We start from the raw sequence: 23568 nt of genomic DNA, 5'->3' as shown, positions 1-23568 counted from the left end.
CCAAAAGCGGGCACAAGAGCGCGGCCACGACGAGGACTTCGCCGACGGTCTCGAGGTCCATGCCGACACCCGTCCCGACGACGGTGACTTCGACTACGACGTGATCGTGATCGGCTCGGGATTCGGCGGATCGGTATCGGCCCTGCGACTGACCGAGAAGGGCTATCGGGTCGGCGTCCTCGAGGCGGGCCGTCGATTCACCCCCGAAACCCTGCCCAAGAGCTCCTGGGACTTCCGCAACTACCTCTGGGCCCCGGCCCTCGGCTGCTTCGGCATCCAGCGCATCCATGTGCTGGGCAAGGTCATGGTGCTGGCGGGGGCCGGGGTCGGCGGCGGCTCGCTGAACTACGCCAACACCCTCTACGTACCGCCCGAGCCGTTCTTCCGGGACCGCCAGTGGGGGCACATCACCGACTGGCAGGAGGAGCTGAGCCCGTACTACGACCAGGCGCGGCGGATGCTCGGGGCGCGTCTCAACCACACCCTCACCCCGTCCGATGTCCACCTCAAGGCGGCCGCCGAGAAGATGGGCGTGGGCGACACCTTCCATATGGCGCCCGTGGGCGTCTTCTTCGGGGACGGCCACGACGCCGACGGCACCACGAAGGCCGTGCCGGGCGGGGCCGTTCCCGATCCGTACTTCGGCGGCGCGGGCCCGACCCGTAAGGCGTGCACGGAGTGCGGTGAGTGCATGACCGGCTGCCGCCACGGCGCCAAGAACACCCTCAACGAGAACTATCTCCACCTCGCCGAGCGGGCCGGAGCCGTGGTCCACCCGATGACGACCGTCGTCGCCCTGTGCGACGACCCGCACGGCGGCTATACGGTCACCACCGTCCCGACCGACAACCGCCGTAAGGGCAAGCCGAAGGCGCTGCGCTCCCGGTACGTCGTCCTCGCCGCCGGTACGTACGGCACCCAGACGCTGCTGCACACGATGCGGGACAAGGGGCTGCTGCCGCGCGTCTCGGAGCGGCTCGGCATCCTCACCCGCACCAACTCGGAGGCCCTGGTGGGCGCGCAGACCACCGACCGCCGCTACCGCCGCGCGCGGGGCGGGGAGGGGCGGGCGGACTTCACCCGGGGCGTCGCGATCACCTCGTCCATCCACCCGGACGAGAACACCCACATCGAGCCCGTGCGCTACGGCAAGGGCTCCAACGCGATGGGGATGCTCTCCATTCTCCAGATCCCGCACGGCGGCCGTGTTCCGCGCTGGCTGCGCTTCCTGGGCGCCAACCTCCGGCACCCCACCCTGGCCGTGCGATCGCTGTCCAACCGCCGCTGGTCGGAGCGGACCATCATCGGCCTGGTCATGCAGACGCACGACAACTCGCTGACCACCTACCGCAAGCCGAAGGGGCCGGGGAAGGGGCTGCTCACCGCCCGCCAGGGCCACGGCGAGCCCAACCCCGACCACATCCCCGAAGGCGCCGAGGCCGCCCGCCACATCGCCGACTCGATCAACGGCTTCGCGGGCAGCAACGTCGGCGAGCTCATGGGCACCCCGCTGACCGCCCACTTCCTCGGCGGCTGCCCGATCGGGGCGTCCCCGGAGGAGGGCGTCATCGACCCGTACCACCGGCTCTACGGGCATCCGGGCATCCATGTGGTCGACGGCGCCGCGGTCTCGGCCAACCTGGGCGTCAATCCGTCCCTGACCATCACGGCCCAGGCCGAGCGGGCGATGTCCCTGTGGCCCAACAAGGGCGAGTCCGACCCGCGCCCGGCCCCGGAGGCGCCGTACGAGCGCCTGCGGCCCGTCCCGCCGCGCAGCCCCGCCGTACCGGCGGACGCCTTCGGGGCGTTGAGGCTCCCGCTGCTGCCGGTGCCGAAGGTCCCGCCGCGCGCCTGAGTGCCGGGGCGCCTGAGCGCCGTACGGGCCGGAGACCAGCCCGTACGGCGCCCCGCGGAACCGTCGCGAGGACCGTCAGACCGTGGCGCGACGGCGGCGGACCACGAAGACCGCGCCTCCGCCCGCGGCCATCGCCACACCGCCGATCACGGCGATCATCGGCAGCGCGGAGGAGGAACCCGTTTCGGCCAGGCTGCCCTTCGGGCTGATCTCCGTGTCGCCCTCGGGCTTGTGCGGCAGCGGCTTCTTGCCACCCTGCGGCTTCGGGTCGGCCGGGGGCACATGACCCGGCTTCGAACCCGCCTTCAACACGTCGAACTCGTAGTACTCACCGGTCGAGTAGACGCAGTTGCCCTCGTCGTCCGCGTACACGCCGACGCTGATGGCGTAACCGAAGCCCTCGGGCGCGCTCTTGGCGACGCTCAGCCGGAGGTCGACCGTAAGGGTCTCGTGGGGGCGCACATCGGTGTAGCCGATGTAGCCGGAGCCCGGGTCGCTCTCGTCGGTGGAGATCGCCTTCCAGGCGCCGGACGAGGGGTCCTTGTACTGCAACGTCAGGTACTTGCCCGTCCCGTCGGGGGCGGACTCGTGCACGGTGCCCGCGAAGAGCCCGAAGTCGACCCGCTGGTAGCTGCGGTCCGATTCGTTCTTCACCTGGAACGTGAAGCCGTGGAAACCGCTGCCCGCCACGACCTTCGACGGCAGGCCGACCAGGGTCGTGCTGAGCTCCGGGTCCTCGTTGTAGTCCCCGTCGTCCGCGCACTCGCCGTCGCCCGGCTCCTCGGTGGAGGTCGGGGTCGGCGTCGGCGTCGGGGTGGCGGTCTCGGTCGGGGTGCCCGAGGGGGTGCCGGAGGGGTCGCCGGGGGTCGGAGCCTGGGTGGCGCTCGTGGACGGCGCCGGGGTGGTCGGCGTGGCCTCGTCGGTCGGGGTCTGCGACGGCGCCGGGTCCTCGGGGGACTGCGTCACGGTCTCGGAGGCGGACGGCGACGGGCTCTCGCCCGGCGTCGTGTCCGCGAAGGCAGCGGGGGCCGCGAGAAGCGCGGCGGGGGCTATGGCGGCCGTCGCTGCGGCGGCCGTCAGGGCGCGGCGAAGCTTCATGAAGACCTCTCTGGGTCCGTACGCATCGCCATGGCGGGCGATACGCGTGTGGAAGGCCGTCGCGGTGGGGCGCGGGATGGCCGTGCGTTTGCACGTACATGACCAGGCGGATGGCCGAAAGGTTGCCTTCACAGTTGCTCACAGAATGGTCACAGAATCCGCTATGGGCGCCCTGCCTCGCACGTCATCACCCGTACGGCGCGTGACCGGTCCGCGCGGGGGCTCGTTGTGCCCGGTGCCGCGCCAGCCAGGAGCGGTCCGGAAAAATTCACGCGTGGCTCAGATCCGCCGCAGCGATGAGACGCGGCCCCTGTGGTGATTCAGGCGGCCCGTCGTGGGACCTCGCTTCGGCGAGGTGACCGGTCGGCAGGGGACAGCAGCCCGGTCACCACCTAAGGACGGTCGGCCCCGGGGACGCCCGGGGCCGACCGCATCCGGTCGAAACGGTTGCGCCCGGCGCTCCGCATCCACCACGATGCTGAGAGGGAAAACGCCCCCGGTCACACCCCGACATTGGTCCGACCACGCGGGCGTACGCCGTTCAGACACCCCTGACATACGGGCCCCATAAGCCAGCGGCGCAACCCCCCGGCGCCGCCTCTCAGCACCGGCGCTGCCCTGACGCCGGTGCTGACCGCCTAGGGCCCCGGGGGCGCCCGCCCCGCTCGGGCGCTCCCGGGGCCCTTCGCCTGTCCGCCGTCCGCGTCCGCCGTCCGCGTCCGCTGTCGTGGCCGCGAGGGCGGAGGGTCAGACCCGGCCCCGGCACAGCTCCAGCAGCGTCATGGCGAGCGTCGTGCCGGGCTTGCCCAGCCGCTGCCGGTAGCGGTCGAGGATCTCCATCTCGCGGGAGAGGTGCACCCGCCGCCCGCCCGCCGCGATCCGCGCCTCCTGGACGGTGGCCGAGACCGCCATCCGCTCCCGGACGAGATCGAGGATCTGCCCGTCGAGGGCGTCGATCCGCTCCCGCGCGGTCCCGATCACATGGGCGGCCTCTGTGGCCGAAACGCTGCTGCTCATATCCGTGTCTCCTGGTCCGTGTGGCGGAGCCCTGGAGTCCGGCCCAGACCCGGAAGAAACGACGACACGCCCCGGGCCTTTGCCGGCCCGGGGCGCCTGGGAAGTCGCTGTCAGTGTTTACGCAGCACGACCATGGCAGCCGGACGGGCCGGTGCCATAGGTAAAGACGAAGGTCATGCGCGTGGACATGGCGTCGATTATGGGCCCGTTAGAATCGAAAGTCCAAACCTGCGGTCCCGCCCCGAAGCCGTGGCCCCGCCGCAGCCCGTTCCACCGCACGCCACCACCGCCGGAAGGCCGCCGAAGTGCCATCAGCGTCCCCTGCTGCCGCCCCCGACACCGTCCTGGTCGTCGACTTCGGCGCGCAGTACGCCCAGCTCATCGCCCGCAGGGTCCGTGAGGCCCGGGTCTACAGCGAGATCGTTCCGTCCACCATGCCGGTGGCCGAGATGCTCGCCAAGAACCCCAAGGCGATCATCCTCTCCGGCGGCCCCTCGTCGGTCTACGCCGAGGGCGCGCCCACGCTCGACCGCGCGATCTTCGAGGCGGGCGTCCCGGTCTTCGGCATGTGCTACGGCTTCCAGCTGATGGCCACGGCGCTCGGCGGCACGGTGGACAACACCGGGGCGCGGGAGTACGGCCGTACGGCGCTCACCGTCACCAAGCAGGGCTCGACGCTCTTCGCGGGCACCCCCGAGGAGCAGCAGGTGTGGATGTCGCACGGCGACGCCTGCTCCGAGGCGCCCGAGGGCTTCACCGTCACCGCGTCCACCGATGTGGTGCCGGTCGCGGCCTTCGAATGCGATGAGCGCAGGCTGTACGGCGTGCAGCATCACCCCGAGGTGATGCACTCCACCCACGGCCAGCAGGTGCTGGAGCACTTCCTCTACCGGGGCGCCGGCCTGGAGCCCACCTGGACCACCACCAATGTGGTCGAGGAGTCCGTGGCCGCGATCCGGGAGCAGGTCGGCACCAAGCGCGCGATCTGCGGGCTGTCCGGCGGAGTGGACTCCGCCGTGGCTGCCGCCCTCGTGCAGAAGGCCATCGGCGACCAGCTGACCTGCGTGTACGTGGATCACGGGCTGATGCGCAAGGGCGAGTCCGAGCAGGTCGAGAAGGACTTCGTGGCGGCCACCGGCGTGCAGCTGAAGGTCGTCGAGGCCGAGGAGCGCTTCCTTACCGCGCTCGCCGGGGTCTCCGACCCCGAGGAGAAGCGGAAGATCATCGGCCGGGAGTTCATCCGGGTCTTCGAGCAGGCGCAGGCCGAGCTGGTGGCCGAGGCGGGCGCGGCCGGTGAGGACGTGGAGTTCCTGGTCCAGGGCACCCTCTACCCCGATGTCGTGGAGTCCGGCGGCGGCACCGGCACCGCCAACATCAAGTCCCACCACAATGTGGGCGGGCTGCCCGACGACATCGAGTTCCAGCTGGTCGAGCCGTTGCGCCGGCTGTTCAAGGACGAGGTGCGGATGGTCGGCCAGGAGCTCGGCCTGCCGGACGAGATCGTCCACCGCCAGCCCTTCCCGGGCCCCGGCCTGGGCATCCGGATCGTCGGCGAGGTCAACAAGGAGCGCCTGGACCTGCTGCGCGAGGCCGACGCCATCGCCCGCGAGGAGCTGACCGCCGCCGGTCTTGACCGCGACATCTGGCAGTGCCCGGTGGTCCTGCTCGCCGATGTCCGCTCGGTCGGCGTCCAGGGCGACGGCCGCACCTACGGTCACCCGATCGTGCTGCGCCCGGTCTCCTCGGAGGACGCGATGACGGCCGACTGGTCGCGGCTGCCGTACGACGTGCTGTCGCGGATCTCGACCCGCATCACCAACGAGGTGGACCAGGTGAACCGGGTGGTGCTGGACATCACCAGCAAGCCGCCCGGCACCATCGAGTGGGAATGATCTTCATCTGATCGTCAAACGCCGCTGCCGTCGCTCATTCGTTTGGGCGGCGGCAGCGGCGTTCGTGCTCGGTACGCTGGCCCTACGGCCGAGAATCCCGTCCATGGGAGAAACCATGACCGCTGAGCCGCCGCACACCACCTCGTGGCCGATGCCGCCGCTGGATGGCTACACCGTGGACGATTTGCTGACGCTGCCCGATCTCCCGCCGCATACCGAATTGATCGACGGGAGCCTGGTTTTCGTGAGTCCGCAGCGCTACTTCCACAGCGTCGTGATTGATCTGCTGGTGAGCGGGCTGCGCCAGACTGTGCGGCCTGACCTGCGGATCGCACGCGAGATGACTGTGGTGATCGACAAGCGCAACGGCCCGGAACCGGACATCGCGGTCGTGCGTGCCGAAGCCGTGCGGAGCCGTGAACAGACCTATTTCGAGGTCGGCGATGTGATCCTGGCCGTCGAGGTGGTCTCTCCCGAGTCCGAGGCCCGGGACCACGACACCAAGCCGCACAAGTACGCCAACGCGGGTATCCCGCACTTCTGGCGCGTCGAGATGACCAACACGGACGCACGCCCCGTGGTCCGTGTTTTCGAGCTTGACGAAGAAAGGCACGTCTACCGGTCCACCGGCTTCCACCACAACCGGCTCAAGCTCTCGGTCCCCTTCACCATCGACATCGACCTCACCGAGATCGACCACCTGTAGCAGGCCCTGACTCTGGCCTCCTGCGATACCCAGAGGTAGCTTCCGCTCCAGCACACCTGAGGAGCGGAGCTGCCGATGACGAACCAGCCGCAGACCCCCACCCCGATACCGACCGACCAGCTGCGGTTCACCATGCCCCCGCAGCACGCCTCCCACCACGACGAGCGGCGCTACCGCAAGGAGCGGCTGGCGGCGGCGCTGCGCCTGTTCGGGCGGTTCGGGTACGAGGAGGGGGTCGCGGGCCACATCACCGTGCGGGACCCGGAGTTCACCGACTGCTACTGGGTGAATCCGTTCGGCATGCCCTTCGGTCACATCACCGTGAGCGATCTGCTCCTCGTCAATCAGGCGGGTCAGGTGGTCGAGGGGCGCGCCCACGTCAACCAGGCGGCCTTCGTCGTTCACTCTTCCGTGCATCAGGCGCGGCCGGACGTCGTGGCCGTCGCGCACAGCCGCTCGGTGCACGGCCGGGCGCTGGCCGCGCTCGGCGAGCCGCTGGAGCCGATCACCCAGGAGGTCTGCGCCTTCTTCGAGGACCACGCGGTCTACGGGGGCACCACGGGGGTCGTCGTGGACGAGGACGAGGGGCGCGCGATCGCCGCGGCGCTCGGCGGCCGCAAGGCCCTCATCCTGCGCAATCGCGGTCTGCTGACGGTCGGGGACTCGGTCGACGCGGCCGCGTGGTGGTTCATCACGATGGAGCGGGCCGCCCAGGTGCAGCTGACCGCCAAGGCGTCGGGCACGCCGGTCCCCATCGACTACGCCGACGCGATGCGGACGCGTGAGCAGCTGGGAAACGATCTTGTGGCGTGGATCAACTATCAACCTCTGTATCTCCAGATCACCCGCGATGAGCCGGACCTGCTGAGCTGATACCCGCCGCGGTACGGCACAATCCCCTCTCAACACATGACAGTTGGGCGGTGCCGTGCGAACCCACGGTCCCGTACGGAACGAGTGAACGACGGAGCGACCCGCGTGGCGGTGGAGCAGGCGGAGAACGCCACGACGGCAGAGGGACAGCATCCCCATGGGCACCCGCACGGCCACAAGGGCTGTGAATGTCCTCAGGGGGCCCGTGAGGGCCACCGGAGGGCCGTGGCCACGTTCGTGGCCCTGCGGGAGCGTTTCGCGGCCGGAGAGGGCCTTCCCAAGGCTCTCGCCCACTCGGCCGGGGCGTCCCGGCAGTGGGTCTCGGACGAGCTGGCCCACGCGGCCCGTTCGGTCGCCGACAGCGGCCGCGCCGAGACCTCGGCCTGGCGCCACCGGGTCTGGCTGCGCACGGTGTTCGTGGTGTGGGGCGCGGCCGGGGCGCTGCTGATCGGCCAGTTGGCCACGGCGATCGGCGCGGGCTGGTCGGTCGCGCGTACGGCCGGGCTCACCGCCGCCGTGGCCACCGCCGCGCTGCTGACCCTCACCGCCCGGCTGCACCGCGCGGACGGCGGCCCGCTCGCCCCGCTCGTCGGCGAGGACAACCGGCTCTCCACCTCCCGTACCGTCGCCGCCGCCTGGCTGCTGATCGCGGTCTTCGCGGTGCTGGTGCTCGGCGTCGAGCTGGCGGTGGCCCCGGGCGACCGGCAGCGGCTGACCGACGGACTCGCCCTCGACCACACCGCCGGGCTCCTTACGGTCGCCGCGTTGACGTGTGTGGCCGCGGTGCTGGCACGGCTCGTCGTGGCGGCCCGGGTGCGGGCGCAGCGGCTCCAGAAGGTGCGGGCCGTACGTCCGCGCGCCGCCGATCTGCTGACCGACGACGCGGGCCGCGGCAGCTTCGCCGATGTGCAGTACATCGTCGTCCACACCGTGGCCCTCGCCTTCACCGCCGTCCGCCTCGCCCGCGAGCCGTGGCGGCTGCCCGATGTGCCGTGGGGCCTGGCGCTGCTGGCGGCGGTGTCGGTGGTGATGTACCTGACCGGGAAGTACGCGGAGGGCGGCCGCCCGACCGTGCTGTCCGTCGTACGGGCCCTCCCCGAGGAGGGCGCCATCGACCGGGACGCCCCGATCCGCACCGGCGACGACATCGAGATCCGCGGTAGCGGCTTCGTCCCGCCCGGCGCTCAGGACCCGGACCGGCTGGCCAAGCTGGTGGTCCGCATCGGCGCGGTGCACGTCCACGTCCCGCTGGTCCCGGTGGCCGGGGGCTTCAGCAGCCCCACGGACACCGCGCTCACCGTGCCGGTCCCGGTGGACGTGGAGCCCGGCCGGGTGGATGTGCAGGTCGTGACGGCCTCGGGGGCGGAGACCAACCGCTACCCCATCGATGTTATGGACTGAGTCGTTCCGGCCGGCCGCTCCGTATGGTTTCGTCGAACGCGCAACCAAATGGCGGGGTGACGGGAGGCGGGCGGCATGAGACACGCGGATCGTATGGCCGGTTCGGGTACGGCGGGCAGCGGCGGGAGCGTGCACGGTATGGGCGGGATGGGTGGCGTGAGCGGCATAGGCGGGCAGCAGCAGCCCGTGGGGATCAGGGCCACCGCGGGCCGTTACGCCCTGCTGCCGCTGCGGATCTTCCTCGGCGTCACCTTCGTCTACGCCGGTATCGACAAGCTCACCGACTCGGCCTTCCTGTCCGACTCGGGCTCGGGCTCGATCGGCGAGCTGATGCGCCAGGTGCGGGACAGCTCGGCCGTGCCGTGGCTGGTCGACCAGGCCCTCAAGGACCCCACCGCCTTCGGGTACGCCATGGCCTACGGCGAACTGGCCGTCGGCCTCGGCGTCCTGGTGGGCCTCCTCTCCCGCCTGGCCGCCTTCGGCGGCGCGCTGATCTCGCTGAGCCTGTGGCTCACCGTCAGCTGGCAGTCGGACCCGTACTACTACGGCAACGACCTGGCCTATCTGATGGCGTGGCTGCCGCTGGTGCTGGCCGGGGCGCCGTATCTCTCCCTGGACGTCGCCATCTCCCGGCGCCGGCGCCGGCAGGGCTCGCAGCTCTTCACCTAGCCCGCGGCTCTCACGGGAGGCGCGTCTTCCCGCGGGGCGCGCCTCTTCACGCGGGGCGTGCCCCCGGGCCCTGCCCCGTCACCCGCCCCGTCATTTGATGATGCGGAAGCCGTCCCGGACCTCGTCGAAGATCGGCCGGTAGGTGCTCCAGTCCGCGTCCGGGGCGCTCAGGTAGATCGCGTACTCCTTCTCGCCCTCATTGCCGAAGCCGAGGTCGATCGCGCGGAACATCCGGACCTCGCCGCGGAATTTGAACTCCCAGATCGCGGCGGGCATGCCCTGGTACTTCGTCTCCTGGAGCCGCAACCGCTCGTAGATCGGGTACTCATTCTTGTCCTTGAACGCGACCTCCAGGTCCTCGAAGTGCTGGACCTGGTTGCCGGAGGCGAAGTCCAGGACGTCGATCCGGAAACCGGCCAGCCCGTTGGGGTCGAGGTAGCGGACCTCCTGGGTGCGGTCGACGGTGTTGCCGTCGGGGTCGTTCTGCTCCTGGCGGGTCCAGCCGTCCGGGATGGGGAGGGAGAAGCCGAACTTCTTCTCCTTGACGATGTGGTAGCCGGACGGCGGGGTGTACGGCTTGGTCTCCGGCGCCGACGGGTTGCCCGTGGCGGAGGAGCCCCCGCCGTTCCCCCCGCCGTTGTCGTGGTCGAGGCCGAAGACATAGATGCCACCCGCCACGGCCACCACCGCCAGGGAGGTCGCCGCAGCGGTCCACACCGCCTTGCGGCTCTTGCGCGCCGGACCGGGTGCGGGCGGGGGCACCGGCGTCTGGGTGGTCATGGACGGCGTCGACGCGGTGAACGGCGTGGCCGTGGGCGGGGTGTGCTGCGCGCCGGGCGTGTTCCCGGTGCCCGGGGGGTGCGAGGGGAGCCGTGGGTCCGACGCGTGCGGAGTGCTCGGAGTCTGCGAAGCGTTCAGCGGAGCGCTCGTCGTGTTGTGCGGAGTGCTCGGTGTGTGGGTCGTGTGTTGATAAGGGGTCGATGTCGTGGCCGCGTTCGTCGCGGAGCGCGCGTCCGTGCCCGTGGTCCGGTCCGTGCCCGTACCTGACTCCCGCCGCGTCGACAGGTTCATGGTCGCGTCGATCGGCGGATTCTTGGTGGTCGTGTCGAGCGGCGAGGTCTGGAGCGAAGTCGTCTCGGGCTCCGAGGCCGGGAGCCGCAGCGCCCGTTCGGTCTCCTCGGCCGTGGGCCGCAGCTCCGGCTCCTTGGCCAGCAGGCTCTCGATCAACGGGGTCAGCGCGCCCGCCCGTTTGGGCGGGTCCAGCGGATCGACGGCGATCGCGTAACCCGTCTCAATCGCCGTGGCCTTGCGGAACGGCGGCCGCCCCTCGACCGCCTGATAGAGCGTCGCCCCCAGCGCCCAGAGGTCCGACGCGGGGCCGGGTTTGCGGCCCCTGACCCGCTCGGGCGCGATGTAGTCGATGGAGCCGACGACCTCGCCGGTCTTGGTCAGCGTCGAGGTGCCGGTGGCCATGGCGATGCCGAAGTCCGTGAGCACGACCCGGCCTTCGGGGCCGAGCAGCACATTGCCGGGCTTGACGTCCCGGTGCAGCACCCCGGCCGCGTGCGCGGCCCGCAGCGCGGCGATCATGCCGCGGCCGATGCGGGCGGCCTCGTCGGGGGAGACCCGTCCGCCGTCCTTCAGCAGGTCGGCGAGGGTCGTGGAGGGCACGTACTCCATGACGATGCACGGCAGTCCGTGGTGGTCCACCACGTCATGCACCACAACCACGTTGGGGTGGGTGATGCGGGCCGCGCTGCGCGCCTCGCGGCGGGTGCGTTCGTGCAGGGTCGTCAGCTCGTCCTCGGCGAGGTGCGGAGAGACATACAGCTGCTTGACCGCGACCTGGCGGCCCAGCAGTTCGTCCTCCGCGCGCCACACCGTGCCCATGCCACCACGGCCGATCTTCTCGGCCAGGCGGTAACGTCCGGCTATCAGGTGGCCTACGTCCGACACCGCTTTCCCCTCCCCGCACACGTTCGATGCGACACGATAGCCGCCGTGACCCTCGGGGAGATCTCAGGGAAGACCTAGGGGCATGCCGGATGTCGCGAGTACCGGCCCCGTTGTCACCATGGACGTATGACCGAAGCACCCACCGTGGCGGACGAGGCCGAGGCCGCGTCCGGTTCCCGCCTGTCACAGACGCCTCTGCGGCGCAGTCGTGACCATAAGGTGATCTCGGGGGTCTGCGGAGGGCTCGGCCGCTACTGCGATCTGGACCCGGTGATCTTCCGGGTGGTGCTGTCGGTGCTGGCCGTCGCGGGCGGCCTCGGTCTGATCGTGTACGGGTTCTGCTGGCTGCTGATCCCGTTCCACGGCGAGGACGAGAACGAGGGGCGCAGGCTGCTCTCGGGCCGGGTCGAGGGCCCTGGGCTGACGGCGGTGCTGGTGGCGCTGGTGGGCTGCGGGCTCTTCCTGTCGATGCTCAACAACGGCGGCGTCATGTACTTCTCGTTCATGCTCGCCCTCGCGGCGGCCGGTGCGGGCTATTGGTCGCACCACCGGCGGCAGGCGGAGAGCGTGGGCGCGGTGGACGCGGCCACGGCCCAGGCCGTCGCCGACGCGCCGCCCGAGACCAAGGCGCCGCCCACGCGCGGCGGCCCCGGTCCGTCCTGGTGGCGCGATCCGATCGTCAAGGACGGTACGACCGGGCCGCTCGGCGCCGGGGCCGGGTCGCGGACCGGCTATCTGTGGGGGCCGGACGACGGCCCGTACGACAAGCGGGAGGCGAAGGCGGAGCGGGCCCGCCGGGTGCCGGACCGGGCCTCGATCGGCGGCTGGGCCTTCCTGGTGGCGGTCGCCGCCGCCGTGGTGGGGGCGCGGGCGGGGTGGTCCTCGCAGCCGCTGGGCACCAGCCTCGAGATCGGGTTCGCCTGCGCGCTGGGGGTCTTCGGGCTCGCCCTCGTCATCAGCTCCCGCTGGGGGCGGGCCGGTGGCGGCACGGTCTTCCTCGCACTGCTGACGAGCGTGCTGCTGGCGGGCGCGGCCGCCCTCCCCGACGCCGTCACACCCGACTGGGCCCGGCGCACCTGGGCCCCGACCTCGGTGGCGTCGCTGCGCGACGGCTATGAGCTGGGCGGCGGTGTCGCCGAGTTGAAGCTGGACCGGCTGCCGCTGGAAGCGGGCGGCTCCGTCTCCAGCCGGGTGGAGATGGGCGCGGGCAAGCTGGCCGTGACGGTCCCGCGCGACGCCCGGGTGAGGCTGGACATCGAGGTCGGGATCGGCGACATCTGGCTGCCGGGCCAGAAGCGGGACAAGCACAACGTCGACATCGGCCCGGGCCGGGAGCGCAAGCTCACCCTGGAGCCGGTGGGCGGCGGCAAGGCCGCGGGGACGGTCTCGCTGAAGCTCGAGATGGGGCTGGGTGCGGTGGAGGTGAAGCGCTCATGAGGCGCCGTTCGTTCGGTCATCGGTTCGATCGTGGGGCCGACCATCGGTTCGGCCATTGGCCCGGTCATCGGTTCGGTCATCGGTTTGGTGATCGGTTCGGTGATCGGTCCGACCACTCGGGCGGTCACTCGCCGGGGCAGGTGTCCCCCGACCGCTCCCGCCATCCGTTCGAGCCGGGCAAGCTCGTGGCCGGGCTGGTGATCCTGGGCGTGGCCGCCGCGTACGGGATGGACGCGGCCGGGGAGTGGGACGTCCGGCCGGAAATCGCCCTCCCGGCCCTCCTGTGCGGCCTCTGCGTCGCGGCCCTGATCTCGGCCCTCACCTACGCCCTCCGCCGCCGGTCGGGCAGGGCGACGCCGGACGACTGACGACCCGGACGACTGACGACCCGGACGACTGACGACGGAGACCCGGGGTCCAGGGCTCGCCGACCTCCGGTTCCCGGCCCCGGTTCCCGGCCCCGGTTCCCGGCCCCGGTTCCCGGCCCCGGTTCCCGGCCCCGGTTCCCGGCCCCGGTTCCCGGCCCCGGGGCCCCGGGCCCCGGGTCGGGGAACGATCAGGGGCGACCCTGATGCCCGTTGTCGGCCGGACGTGTGACGATCGAGCCATGACCGCCGCAGTGCCCCCCACGGCCCCCGAGCCACCCCCGCGCAAGCTCTACCGCAGTGCCGAAGGCCGCCTCCTCGGCGGTGTGGCACGCGGGCTCGCGGGCCATCTCGGGCTGCCGGTCTCCTGGGTGCGGATCGTCTTCATCGCGCTCTTCATGGCGGAGGGGTTCGGCGCGCTCGTCTACGCGCTCTTCTGGTTCATCGTCCCGCTCGGCGTCGGCGGCGTGGAGACGACCGCCGCCCGCCCGCTCGCCACCGTGGGCCCCGACGGCCGCCGCCGGATCCTGGCCCGCAGGCCGGAGCGAGGCCAGATCATCGCGCTGGTCGCCCTCTTCGTCGGCATGGGGATCTTCGTCCAGGGGTTCCACCTGGGCCGCGCCAACACCTATATCTGGCCGCTCCTCCTCATCGGCGCGGGCGTCGCCCTCTTCTGGCGCCAGGCGGACAACGCCCGCCGCGCCCAGTGGGTCGAGCTCAGCCGCAGCAAGCGGGTCCTGCCGCTGGCCCGTGGCGCCGCGGGGGTGGTGCTGGTGGCCGCCGGGGTGTCCGGGATCGTCGTCCTCCAGGGCTCGGCCAAGCACCTGGGGGCCGTGCTCCAGGCGGCCCTGGCCGTCCTTGTCGGCATCGCGCTGCTGGCGGGCCCGTATGTGGTGCGGATGACGCAGGACCTCTCCGAGGAACGGCTGATGCGCATCCGCGCGCAGGAGCGGGCGGAGGTGGCGGCCCACGTCCATGACTCCGTGCTGCACACCCTCACCCTGATCCAGCGCAACGCGGAGGACCCCCGCGAGGTGGCCCGGCTCGCCCGCGCCCAGGAGCGGGAGCTGCGCGCGTGGCTCTACCGGCCGGAGGGTACGGGCAAGGACGAGGCCGAGGAGCCGGACACCCTCGCGGAGGCGGTGAAGCAGACGGCGGCGGAGGTCGAGGATCACCACGGCGTCCCGATCGAGGTGGTGGTGGTCGGCGACTGCCCCCTGGACGAGAAACTGGGCGCACAGATCCAGGCGGCGCGCGAGGCGATGGTCAACGCGGCCAAGTACGGTGGCGACGGCGGGGCCGTCCAGGTCTTCGCCGAGGTCGAGGGGGCCACGGTGTTCATCTCCGTGCGCGACCGCGGCCCCGGCTTCGACGTGGACGCGGTGCCGGAGGACCGGATGGGCGTACGCGAGTCGATCATCGGCCGGATGCAGCGGAACGGCGGCACGGCGCGGCTGAGATCCGCGCCGGACGGGGGCACGGAAGTGGAGCTGGAGATGGAGAGGGCGGCGACGACATGACCGACGCGACGGGCGGTACGAACGCGGCGAGCGGCCCCGGGGCGCAGGGCGTGCCGGGCGCCGTGCCCGGTCCGGCGGGTGCCGGGGGTGCCGGAGGCTCGGGGGCGGGCGATGCCGGGGCGGCGCGGCGGGTGCGCGTGGTGCTCGTGGACGACCACCGGATGTTCCGCACCGGGGTGCAGGCCGAGATCGGGGAGACGGCCCGGACCGGTGTCGAGGTGGTCGGCGAGGCGGCCGACGTGGACCAGGCCGTGACCGTGATCACCGCGACCCGCCCCGAGGTCGTGCTGCTCGACGTCCACCTCCCCGGCGGGGGCGGCGTCGAGGTGCTGCGCCGCAGCGCCTCGATGATGGCCGACCAGGACCGTCCGGTGCGTTTCCTCGCGCTGTCCGTCTCGGACGCCGCCGAGGACGTCATCGGGGTCATCCGCGGCGGCGCCCGCGGCTATGTGACCAAGACCATCACCGGCACCGACCTCGTGGACGCGATCTTCCGGGTCTCCGAGGGCGACGCGGTCTTCTCCCCGCGCCTCGCCGGTTTCGTGCTCGACGCCTTCGCCTCCACCGACGCCCCGCCCGTGGACGAGGACCTGGACCGGCTCACCCAGCGTGAGCGCGAAGTGCTGCGCCTGATCGCGCGCGGCTACGCCTACAAGGAGATCGCCAAGCAGCTGTTCATCTCGGTGAAGACGGTCGAGAGCCATGTCTCGGCGGTGCTCCGCAAGCTCCAGCTCTCCAACCGCCATGAGCTGACCCGCTGGGCGACGGCCCGCCGCCTGGTCTGAGCCTCAGCGGCTCGGAGGGCGCTGCGGCTCAGCCCGGCACCCCCATCCGCTGCGTGCCGACGACCGACAGCAGCCGCAGCGCCTCCTCGGCCGGTGAGCCGGGCTCGGCGGTGTAGATGATCAGCCGCTGGTCCCGGTCGGCGATGTCCAGCACATCGCAGTTGACGGTGATGGGCCCGACGAGCGGATGGTGCAGCGTCTTGCACAGGGTGGGCCGGGCAGACACATCGTGGGAGTCCCACAGCCGGGCGAACTCCTCGCTGCCCGAGCGCAGCTCGGCCACCAGCTCGGTCACCTCGGGGTCGTCGGGGTAGCGGGCGGCCGCGGCGCGCAGCCCCTGGGCCGAGGTCCGGGCGAACTCGTCCGTGTCCGACACCCCGTACAGCCGCCGCCCGTCCCGGCGCGGTCCGAGGAAGGCGCGGCGGACGAAGTTGCGGTCGCGGCGCGAGAGGGCGGAGAAGTCCTCCATGAGGGCGGCGGCCAGCTCGTTCCAGGCGATCACCTCGTACGTCGCGGAGAGCACGATCGCCGCCGCGTTCGGCAGCCGCCGCAGCAGGTTCGCGATGCTCGGCCGCACCTCGCGGGAGGGCCCGGCCGGCGGGCCCGGCGGGGCGCCCGCGAGATGGTGCAGATGATCGCGCTCGGCGTCGCCCAGCCGCAGGGCGCGGGCCAGCCCGGTCAGCACCTCGCGGGATGGGCGCGGGGCGCGGGCCTGCTCCAGCCGTGTGTAGTACTCGGTCGAGATGAACGCCAGCTGCGCCACCTCCTCGCGCCGCAGCCCCGGCGTGCGGCGCCGCGTCCCGGCGGGCAGCCCCACATCGGCGGGCGTGATCCGCTCACGTCGGCTGCGCAGAAAGGCCGCCAGCTCTCGTCTGTCCACGCCCTCAGTGTGCGCGGACGGCCGGGCGCTCAGCCAGGTACAGCCGGTGCCTGGCTGGGCCCCGGCACCCGCGGCAGCTTGGGAAACATGAACGACACACCGAACGCCACCCCCGAAGCCCCCGAAGCCCCGCCCCGCCCCCCGGCCGCCGGCCTCCTGGCCGGCAAGGTCGCCTTCATCACCGGCGCCGGACGCGGCATCGGCGCCGCCGCGGCCCGCCTCTTCGCCCGGGAGGGCGCCCGGGTGCTGCTGGCGGCCCGTACGGAGGACCAGCTCAAGACGGTCACCGAGGAGATCCGGGCGGTCGGCGGCACCGCGGATCACGTGGTGTGCGACCTGGCCGACGCGACGAGCGTCCGCGCCGCCGTCGACCGGGCCGTGGAGCTGTACGGCCGCCTCGACGTGGCCTTCAACAACGGCGCGACGATCCAGCAGCCGGGCCCGATGGACCAGCTGCCGCAGGCCGACTTCGACCATGTCTACGCCGTCAACCTCCGCGGTCCCTGGCTGGCCATGAACGCCGAGGTCGCCGCCATCCGCGCCACCGCCGGAACCGGAGCCATCGTCAACAACTCCAGCGTCGGCAGCCTCATGGGCAACCCCGAACTCCCCGCCTACGGAGCCATGAAGCGCGCGGTCAACAGCCTCACCGAGTCCGCCGCCGTCACGTACGGCCCGGAGGGCATCCGCGTCAACGCCATCGCGCCCGGTGCCACCCTTACCGAGATGATCCGCGCATGGGAGGAGGAGTCCCCCGGCGTCGTCGAGCGGATCACCGCCCACGCCCCGCTCCGCCGCGCCGCTGACCCGGACGAGATCGCCCAGGCCGCGGCCTGGCTCCTCAGCGACCGCGCCTCGTATGTGACCGGCGTGGTCCTCCCGGTGGACGGTGGTACTAGGGCCTGAACTCCGGCTCGACTCCCGTCAGGTCGCGGCTTGCCGACCACAGGTGGGCCGCGACTTCCGCGTCGGCCAGGTGGCCTCGGACGGGGCGGCGGCGTGGGGTGCCGCGGAGGGCGAAGCGGCGGGGGGTCCACAGTTCGCCGCCGGTGATGGCCGGGTCGAGGACCGCTCGTACGGCGGGCCAGGCGGCCGCGTCCTTGCCCTGCACGAGGATCCCGGCGGGGAGGCCGCGCAGCCGTTCGGCGGGTGTGCGGACGTGCAGGGGCGGGCGGGACGGGGTGAGGGAGTCGAGCGCGCCGCCGGGGTGGGTGACCACGCTCCGCACGGTGCTGCCGATCGCCCTCAGCCGTCGGTCGAGTTCGAAACCGAAGAGCATCTGGGCCAGTTTGGAGCGTCCATAGGTGCGCTCGGGCTCGTAGTCGCGGGTGCTCTCGAGGTCGTCCAGGTCCAGCCGCTCTGATGTGGCCGCGAAGCTGCCCGTGGTGATGACGCGGCCCTCGGGGGCGGCCGCGAGCAGTGGTGCCAGCCAGTGGGTCAGCGCGAAGTGCCCGAGGTGGTTGATGCCGAACATCGCCTCATGGCCGTCCCCGGTCTCGCGGCGGGTCGGCTGGTCGAACTTCACCCCCGCGTTGTGGACGACCGCGTCCAGGCGGTCCGACCCCAGCGCTTCCGCGGAGGCTTCGAGCGAGGAGAGATCGGCGAGGTCCAGCCGGATATGCCGCACCCGGGCGCCGGGGACCCGGGAGCGGATCGAGGCCACGGCGGCGTCCGCCCTGTCCGGGGCGCGGCTGCCGAGGACGACGGTGGCTCCCGTACCGGCGAGCTGTTCGGCGACGAAGTACCCGATCCCCGCGTTGCCTCCGGTCACCAGAAAGGTCTTTCCGTCGGCCCGTGGAAGGCTGTGGACATCCCACCGCTCGGTCGGGGATTCGGTCGGGGCCGCGGAAGGCATACGGGGGCTCCTGGCGTTCGTAAGGGGGGCGGGACCCCAATGGGGCGCACGCTGAACGCTGTCAGCCTTACGGTCGTCACCGACGCCCCGCCGACAGAGCGCCGTCACTCCCCGCGCCCCGCCGACAAATCGCCGCTCCCGCGCCCCGTCGACAGATCGCCGCTCAGGCGAACCCGTGCCCCACCGGCACCGCCACATCCAGCGTGTCCTTCACCATGGCGAGCGCCGCGCCCAGGGGGCTGGAGCGGCCGCCGCTCACCGTGATGTCGCCCGCGTCGGGGCAGCCGTAGACGGCGGCCTTCTCGGGGCCCCGGAGGGCGTACAGGGGGTCGCCGGGTTCCGTCTCCTCCAACGTGACGCGGACGACGAGCGGTTCATCCGCGCTCGCGGTCGCGACCGACCGCAGACGGCGGCCCCGCGCGGCAGCCGTGCGGGCCGCCTCCGCCGTCCCGGTGTCGATCCCCGGGCCCGCCTCCGTCCTTACGGCCGTCGCGTCCCACCCCCACAGCAGCGCCGCCAGCAGCCGTACCTTCACGGCCGCGTCGGCGCCGGAGAGGTCGGCCGTCGGGTCGGCCTCGGCGATACCGCGCCGCTGGGCCTCCGCGACCGCGCCGGGCAGCGCGTCGCCGTCCGCCAGCCGGTCGAGGACGAAGGTGGCGGTGCCGTTGGGGCAGGCGCGCAGCGTACGGCAGCCGAGGCCGCGTACGCCGATCCGCGCGAGGTCGGCGGTGGGGAGGGCGGCTCCGGTGGCGCCCGAGATCCGGACGCGGCTGCCGCCCTCGGCCGCCGCCCGGCCCAGCTCGCCCCAGTGGCTGAGCAGATGGCTCTTGGTGGCGGTCACCACATGGACCCCGCGCCGCAGGGCCGACAGCGCGTCCGCGGCGGCCTGTTCGCGCACCGCCGGGGACGACGGCACGGCCTGGGCGAGCACTGCCGCCCCCGTACGCTCCAGGGTCTCGGCGAGCGGCGGCAGCGGGCCCCAGCCGGTGCGCGGCTCCGGCGGCAGTCCCTCGGCCGCGCTGGTGCGCACGGCGGGGAGCCGCAGCGGCAGCGGGCCGCCGATCAGCCGCTCGGCGTAGGCCCGGCCCACCGGGCCGTATCCCGACAGCACGACGGAGGGGCGGGCGCTGAGGTCGGCATCGTGTGGCATGCGGCCAGTCTGCCTGGTGGGCTCGGCACCGCTACGCCGGGCGGGCCGCCCCCGCGAAGGGCATGTCCGCCACGGAGGCCAGTCGGACCGGGGCCCCGGGGTGCGGCGCGTGGATCATGCGGCCGCCGCCGATGTAGAGGCCGACATGGCTGATGCCGGAGTAGAAGAAGACCAGGTCGCCGGGGGCCAGTTGGTCCCGGGTGATCCGCTGTCCGGCGTTGATCTGGGTGTACGTGGTGCGGGGCAGGGCGACCCCGGCGGCGCGCCAGGCGGCCTGGGTGAGCCCCGAGCAGTCGTAGCCGTGGGGGCCGGTGGCGCCCCACACATACGGCTTGCCGAGGGCCGCGTACGCGTAGGAGACGGCGCGGGCGGCGCGGCCCGCGGCGGGGGCGGGGGAGCCGGCGGCCTTGTCGCCGTCCCGCGCCGCCAGCAGGCGCTGCCGCTGCTCGAGGGTCAGCCGGTCGAGCAGGCGATCGGCGGCGGCGAGCTTCTCCTGGACGGTCCGCTTGTGGTGGGCGGCGGCCGCCCGGGAGGCGCGCAGAGCGGCGAGGCGGTCGGCCGCCTCGCCGCGGACCTGGCGTAATTTCCGCTCCTGACGGCCGATCGTGGCGATCAGTGCGGCCTGGCGGCTCCCCGCGCGCTCGGCGAGCGAGGCGCGCTGAAGGTACTGGTCGGGGGAGGAGGACAGGGCGAGCTGGAGGGCCGGGGCGATCGTCCCTGAGCGGTACTGGGCGGTGGCGAAGGCCCCGAGGGCGTTGCGCGCGGTGTTGAGCCGGGTGGTGCGGCGGGCGGCCTGATCGCGCAGCGCCTCCAGCGTCCGGCGGGCCTTGTCGGCCTTCTCCCTCGCGCCGTTGTACCGCTCGGTGGCCTCCTCGGCCTCCCGCTGGTACTCGTCGACCTTCGCCTTCACCTGGGCGGGGGTGAGGCGGTTCTCGGCGTGCCCGGTGCCGTTGAGGAGGGTGGCGGACGCGGCGCCGGTGAGGGCGAGGAGCGCGGCCGCGCGGGCGGTGCCGCTGGTGAGCGAGCGCTGCTTGGGCTTCCTGTGCGACGCCACTGCGGCGGTTCACCTGGTCTTTCTTGGGCAAGCCAGTTCGGGCAATCCAGGACATTCGGCAGATCCTGGACCCTTGTGGGGAACGGACGGGCAGGTGGCAGTCCGCCATGAGGCGGGGACCCTCGGTTGACGGGAAGCGGACTGCCACCTGGAGGAGGAAGCTAGGCCGGAAAGCGGGTGCCGTGCGGGGGATTGAACGGGAGTGCACGGATTTCGTCGCTCCCGTGACGGCTGCTGATCGTCCGGCGAGTGGGGTGGTCGGAAGTGTGGGGCGGCCGTGATCGAAGCGGTGATAGGGCCCCACCCGAGTGCCGGGCGATGATATGAGCGCGGCTAGTCTCCGGAGCCATGGACGTACTCATTCACCTGTTCGTCGGCCTCCACATCGTCGGCATCGGTGCGCTGCTCGGCGGCTTCTTCTCGCAGCTCAAAGCCGCGCGCGCGGGCGAGGCCCGGATGATCCCGGCGATGCTGCACGGCGCGTTGACCATGCTGGTGACCGGCGTGGCGCTGGTCGGGCTCAACCAGGCGGACGACAACAGCGTCAACACCATCAAAATCGGCGTAAAGCTGGCGCTATTGGTCGTTATTCTCGGCCTGGTCTATGTGAAGCGCGACGAGGAGAAGGTAGAGTCGGCCGCCTTCGGCGCGGTGGGTGCCTTGACGACGGCAAACATCTTCATCGCCGTGCTGTGGACCTGACGAACGAATGTTCTGGGGGTAATCCCACGACAACGCGACACGATCCCGAGGCAACCGTTTGCACTCGCGAGCTGTCTTAGTAAAGAGCGAGGCAGTCGAGAGGAGTGGCCAATGGGGGTAGTGGGGGCAGTCAGAAGTCATAGGCGGCGCGTGGGCGTCGCGCTGGGGCTGGCAGGGATGGCGGTGCCGCTCGCGGTGGCCGTCGCCGGTCCGGCGCAGGCTCAGGCACGGCCGCTGGGCCGGTCGGCCGGCGCGGTGACACCGGTGAGCATGGCCGCGTCGTCGTGCACCACCACCGCGGGGCCGTACCAGCGGCAGGCCGAGCGCTTCCTGGGCCGTCCCGTGGACGGTCGGCAGTCGCGGGCGGACTGTCTGGCGATCCAGAAGTTCCAGATCGACCACGGCATCAGCCCGACGATCGGCTACGCGGGCCCGATCACCTCGGGGGTGATGAGCCTCATCAGCGCCCAGAAGGCCGCCGGGCACAACCCGAACGCGGCGAAGAAGTGCCCGACCAACAAGGGCCGCATCGCCTGCGTCGACCTCACCCGCCAGCTGAGCTGGGTCCAGGACGGCTCCCGGCTGGTCTACGGGCCGGTGCCGGTGCGATCCGGGCGGGACGGCTTCGAGACCCGCACCGGGCTGAAGAGGGTCTACTGGCGGAACATCAACCACTGGTCGACGCTCTACAAGGTCGCCATGCCCTACAGCCAGTTCTTCGACGGCGGCCAGGCGTTTCACTCGATCGAAGGCAGCGTATGGTCACCGCCCGGCTCCCACGGCTGCGTCAACATGCGTAAGGGCGACGCCAAGAAGTACTGGAGCCTGCTGAAGAACGGCGACGACGTGTACGTCTACGGGCGCAAGCCCGGCACCTGAGGCGCTGACGGCGCCCCTGAGGCGCTGACGGCGCCGCTGAGCCGATGACGATGCCGCTGCCCGGGGTCCGGCCCCGGGCGGCGGCATCGTCAGGATCAGGGGGCCCTACGAGGGCCGCACGCTCCCGTAGATCGGCATCTCCGTGATCGGCGCCTTCTTCACCACATCGCCCGGCTTCGGCGCGTGGATCATCATCCCGTCGCCGATGTAGAGGCCGACATGGCTGATGTCGTCGTAGAAGAAGACGAGATCACCCGGCTGGAGTTGGGACGTCGAGACCCGCGTACCGGTCTTCACCTGGTCCCAGGTGGTGCGCGGCAGCGAGATCCCGGCGGACTTCCAGGCCGCCTGCGTCAGCCCCGAGCAGTCGAAGGAGCTGGGCCCGGTCGCGCCCCAGACGTACGGCTTGCCGAGCTGCGCCTTGGCGAAGGCGATGGCCTGGGCCGCCTTGGAGCTGTTGGCAGGCGCCGAGGGCGTGGAGGGCGCCGTCGAACCGGAGCCCCCCGCGTTCCGCTGCTCCTGCTTCTCGCGCGCGGCCGCCTCCTGCCGCTGCTTCTCGGCCAGCTCGGCGGCCTTGCGGCGGGCCTCTTCCGCCTTCTTCTTCTCGATCGCCGCCAGCCGCGCCTTCTCCTTGGCGGTCAGATTCGCCAGCAGCCGCCGCGCCTCGGTCAGCTTGTCCTGGACGGTCTTCTTCTGGACCTTCAGCTGCTTCTGGGACGCGGTCAGCGAGGCGAGGCTCTCGCTGGCCTTACCGCGCTCCTTGGCGGCCTTCACCCGCTGCTTCTGGAAGTCGTCGACGGCCTGCTTCTGCCGACCGGTCATCCGGTCCATCAGATGCGACTGGTCGAAGACGTCCTGCGGGTCGTTGGAGAACAGCAGGGTCGCGGCGGAGCGGGCCATTCCGCCGTCGCGGTACTGGGCGGCGGCGTAGGTGCCGAGCATGCGCCGCGCCTCGTTGAGCTTCTCGGTGCGCTGGGCGACGGAGTCCAGCAGCTTGTCGACCTTGGCCCGCTGCTGGTCGGTGCGCTCCTTGGCGGCGTTGTAGCGCTGGGTGGCGGTCTCCGCCTGGTGGTACAGGGTGTCGACCTTCTCCTTCACCTGCTCGATCGACTGGGCGGCCGGCTTGGGGTCGGTGGGCGCGGCGTTGGCCGACTGGGAGAGGAGGGTGACGGATGCGAGGGCGGCCGTGGTGAACCCGACGGCCGTACGGCGGCTGTGACCGGTGAGCGGGGCGGGTATTCGGCTCCGCGGCTTGCGGTGCGACGCCAAGGGAGGCGACTCCTTCCGTGGACCGCCTACCGGGTTAGCTGTCGGGTTCGGGCGGTACGGAAGGTTGCCCTACGGCCGTGTCCGGGCGGCACTGTCCGTGCTGCACCGTTTCGGGCCGATTCACCCCGGTCTTGCGTTGTTGGGTCCCCGGCTCCGGGCGCCTCACGGCGTACCGGACTCGGCGGAGGCCGCCCGTGCCGACGTG

The 23568-nt window shown here is 72.0% G+C and carries 21 protein-coding genes and 1 riboswitch; of the genes, 13 read left to right on the top strand and 8 right to left on the bottom strand.

All coding sequences use genetic code 11. The features are described 5' to 3' along the window. Positions 1 to 100: 100 nt before the first annotated feature. Entirely contained in the window at positions 101 to 1855 is a 1755-nt protein-coding gene (locus ABD329_RS08685; protein WP_198280687.1) for a GMC oxidoreductase, read from the top strand. A gap of 75 nt (positions 1856 to 1930) precedes the next feature. Here ABD329_RS08685 and ABD329_RS08680 read toward each other — a convergent pair whose 3' ends face one another. Both ABD329_RS08680 and ABD329_RS08675 read right to left on the bottom strand, forming a co-directional pair. Next, positions 1931 to 2953 carry an LAETG motif-containing sortase-dependent surface protein gene (locus ABD329_RS08680; RefSeq protein WP_344316175.1) on the bottom strand — a complete coding sequence of 341 codons (1023 nt, stop codon included), beginning with the start codon at positions 2951 to 2953 and terminating at the stop codon, positions 1931 to 1933. A 747-nt stretch (positions 2954 to 3700) separates the two neighbouring features. Continuing rightward, the gene (locus ABD329_RS08675) at positions 3701 to 3970 is read right to left on the bottom strand and encodes a chorismate mutase (RefSeq protein WP_020870573.1); all 270 of its coding nucleotides are present in this window, start codon (positions 3968 to 3970) and stop codon (positions 3701 to 3703) included. Between the two features lie 305 nt (positions 3971 to 4275). On the opposite strand from ABD329_RS08675, the gene guaA reads away from it, so the two are divergent. The 5 genes from guaA to ABD329_RS08650 all read left to right on the top strand — a co-directional run bounded on the left by guaA (position 4276) and on the right by ABD329_RS08650 (position 9511). After that, the gene (guaA, locus tag ABD329_RS08670) at positions 4276 to 5862 is read left to right on the top strand and encodes a glutamine-hydrolyzing GMP synthase (RefSeq protein ID WP_198279424.1); all 1587 of its coding nucleotides are present in this window, start codon (positions 4276 to 4278) and stop codon (positions 5860 to 5862) included. Positions 5863 to 5977: 115 nt separating this feature from the next. Beyond that, on the top strand, positions 5978 to 6568 hold the full coding sequence (locus ABD329_RS08665) for a Uma2 family endonuclease (RefSeq protein ID WP_198279425.1): 591 nt from the start codon (positions 5978 to 5980) through the stop codon (positions 6566 to 6568). A gap of 75 nt (positions 6569 to 6643) precedes the next feature. Next, positions 6644 to 7441 (top strand): class II aldolase/adducin family protein, encoded by a 798-nt coding sequence (locus tag ABD329_RS08660; protein ID WP_198279426.1) that lies wholly within the window; start codon positions 6644 to 6646, stop codon positions 7439 to 7441. A gap of 105 nt (positions 7442 to 7546) precedes the next feature. Continuing rightward, a complete protein-coding gene (locus tag ABD329_RS08655) occupies positions 7547 to 8842 on the top strand; it encodes a hypothetical protein (RefSeq protein ID WP_198279429.1) in 1296 nt (431 codons plus the stop codon). 138 nt (positions 8843 to 8980) lie between these two features. Next, positions 8981 to 9511, top strand: a complete 531-nt coding sequence (locus ABD329_RS08650) for a DoxX family membrane protein (RefSeq protein WP_198279430.1) — start codon at positions 8981 to 8983, stop codon at positions 9509 to 9511. Positions 9512 to 9601: 90 nt separating this feature from the next. Here ABD329_RS08650 and ABD329_RS08645 read toward each other — a convergent pair whose 3' ends face one another. Further along, complete coding sequence (locus ABD329_RS08645; protein WP_198279427.1) at positions 9602 to 11467, bottom strand: serine/threonine-protein kinase; 1866 nt, start codon at positions 11465 to 11467, stop codon at positions 9602 to 9604. Between the two features lie 126 nt (positions 11468 to 11593). Between ABD329_RS08645 and ABD329_RS08640 the strand changes: the two genes are divergently transcribed. The 4 genes from ABD329_RS08640 to ABD329_RS08625 all read left to right on the top strand — a co-directional run bounded on the left by ABD329_RS08640 (position 11594) and on the right by ABD329_RS08625 (position 15574). Next, the gene (locus ABD329_RS08640) at positions 11594 to 12904 is read left to right on the top strand and encodes a PspC domain-containing protein (protein ID WP_198279428.1); all 1311 of its coding nucleotides are present in this window, start codon (positions 11594 to 11596) and stop codon (positions 12902 to 12904) included. A gap of 140 nt (positions 12905 to 13044) precedes the next feature. Further along, positions 13045 to 13272, top strand: a complete 228-nt coding sequence (locus ABD329_RS08635; protein ID WP_037958395.1) for a hypothetical protein — start codon at positions 13045 to 13047, stop codon at positions 13270 to 13272. Between the two features lie 239 nt (positions 13273 to 13511). Continuing rightward, a complete protein-coding gene (locus ABD329_RS08630; RefSeq protein WP_344316173.1) occupies positions 13512 to 14789 on the top strand; it encodes a PspC domain-containing protein in 1278 nt (425 codons plus the stop codon). After that, the gene (locus tag ABD329_RS08625; RefSeq protein ID WP_344316172.1) at positions 14786 to 15574 is read left to right on the top strand and encodes a LuxR C-terminal-related transcriptional regulator; all 789 of its coding nucleotides are present in this window, start codon (positions 14786 to 14788) and stop codon (positions 15572 to 15574) included. The genes ABD329_RS08630 and ABD329_RS08625 overlap by 4 nt, the downstream gene beginning before the upstream one ends. A 28-nt stretch (positions 15575 to 15602) precedes the next feature. Here the strand turns inward: ABD329_RS08625 and ABD329_RS08620 are convergent, their stop codons facing one another. Next, on the bottom strand, positions 15603 to 16454 hold the full coding sequence (locus tag ABD329_RS08620) for an MmyB family transcriptional regulator (RefSeq protein WP_198282339.1): 852 nt from the start codon (positions 16452 to 16454) through the stop codon (positions 15603 to 15605). A gap of 87 nt (positions 16455 to 16541) precedes the next feature. On the opposite strand from ABD329_RS08620, the gene ABD329_RS08615 reads away from it, so the two are divergent. Continuing rightward, the gene (locus ABD329_RS08615; RefSeq protein WP_344316171.1) at positions 16542 to 17360 is read left to right on the top strand and encodes an SDR family NAD(P)-dependent oxidoreductase; all 819 of its coding nucleotides are present in this window, start codon (positions 16542 to 16544) and stop codon (positions 17358 to 17360) included. Here the strand turns inward: ABD329_RS08615 and ABD329_RS08610 are convergent. The 3 genes from ABD329_RS08610 to ABD329_RS08600 all read right to left on the bottom strand — a co-directional run bounded on the left by ABD329_RS08610 (position 17350) and on the right by ABD329_RS08600 (position 20513). Continuing rightward, positions 17350 to 18309, bottom strand: a complete 960-nt coding sequence (locus tag ABD329_RS08610; RefSeq protein WP_344316170.1) for an SDR family NAD(P)-dependent oxidoreductase — start codon at positions 18307 to 18309, stop codon at positions 17350 to 17352. The genes ABD329_RS08615 and ABD329_RS08610 overlap by 11 nt on opposite strands. 163 nt (positions 18310 to 18472) lie before the next feature. Beyond that, positions 18473 to 19459, bottom strand: coding sequence for a homoserine dehydrogenase (locus tag ABD329_RS08605; RefSeq protein ID WP_344316168.1), 987 nt, complete (start codon positions 19457 to 19459; stop codon positions 18473 to 18475). A 31-nt stretch (positions 19460 to 19490) separates the two neighbouring features. Beyond that, positions 19491 to 20513 carry a C40 family peptidase gene (locus ABD329_RS08600; RefSeq protein WP_198280105.1) on the bottom strand — a complete coding sequence of 341 codons (1023 nt, stop codon included), beginning with the start codon at positions 20511 to 20513 and terminating at the stop codon, positions 19491 to 19493. A 348-nt stretch (positions 20514 to 20861) separates the two neighbouring features. Between ABD329_RS08600 and ABD329_RS08595 the strand changes: the two genes are divergently transcribed. Further along, positions 20862 to 21215: a hypothetical protein gene (locus ABD329_RS08595; RefSeq protein ID WP_198280104.1), complete on the top strand. Its 354-nt coding sequence runs from the start codon at positions 20862 to 20864 to the stop codon at positions 21213 to 21215. Between the two features lie 111 nt (positions 21216 to 21326). Beyond that, a complete protein-coding gene (locus ABD329_RS08590; protein ID WP_198280103.1) occupies positions 21327 to 22094 on the top strand; it encodes a L,D-transpeptidase in 768 nt (255 codons plus the stop codon). Between the two features lie 105 nt (positions 22095 to 22199). Here the strand turns inward: ABD329_RS08590 and ABD329_RS08585 are convergent, their stop codons facing one another. After that, a complete protein-coding gene (locus tag ABD329_RS08585; RefSeq protein WP_198280102.1) occupies positions 22200 to 23363 on the bottom strand; it encodes a C40 family peptidase in 1164 nt (387 codons plus the stop codon). 8 nt (positions 23364 to 23371) lie between these two features. After that, positions 23372 to 23557, bottom strand: a riboswitch (cyclic di-AMP (ydaO/yuaA leader). Positions 23558 to 23568: the final 11 nt, after the last annotated feature.

The organism is Streptomyces javensis (assembly GCF_039525925.1).
Classification (GTDB): domain Bacteria; phylum Actinomycetota; class Actinomycetes; order Streptomycetales; family Streptomycetaceae; genus Streptomyces; species Streptomyces asiaticus.
The sequence above is the reverse complement of the archived record's forward strand: the minus strand, read 5'-3'. Positions and strand labels throughout refer to the sequence as shown.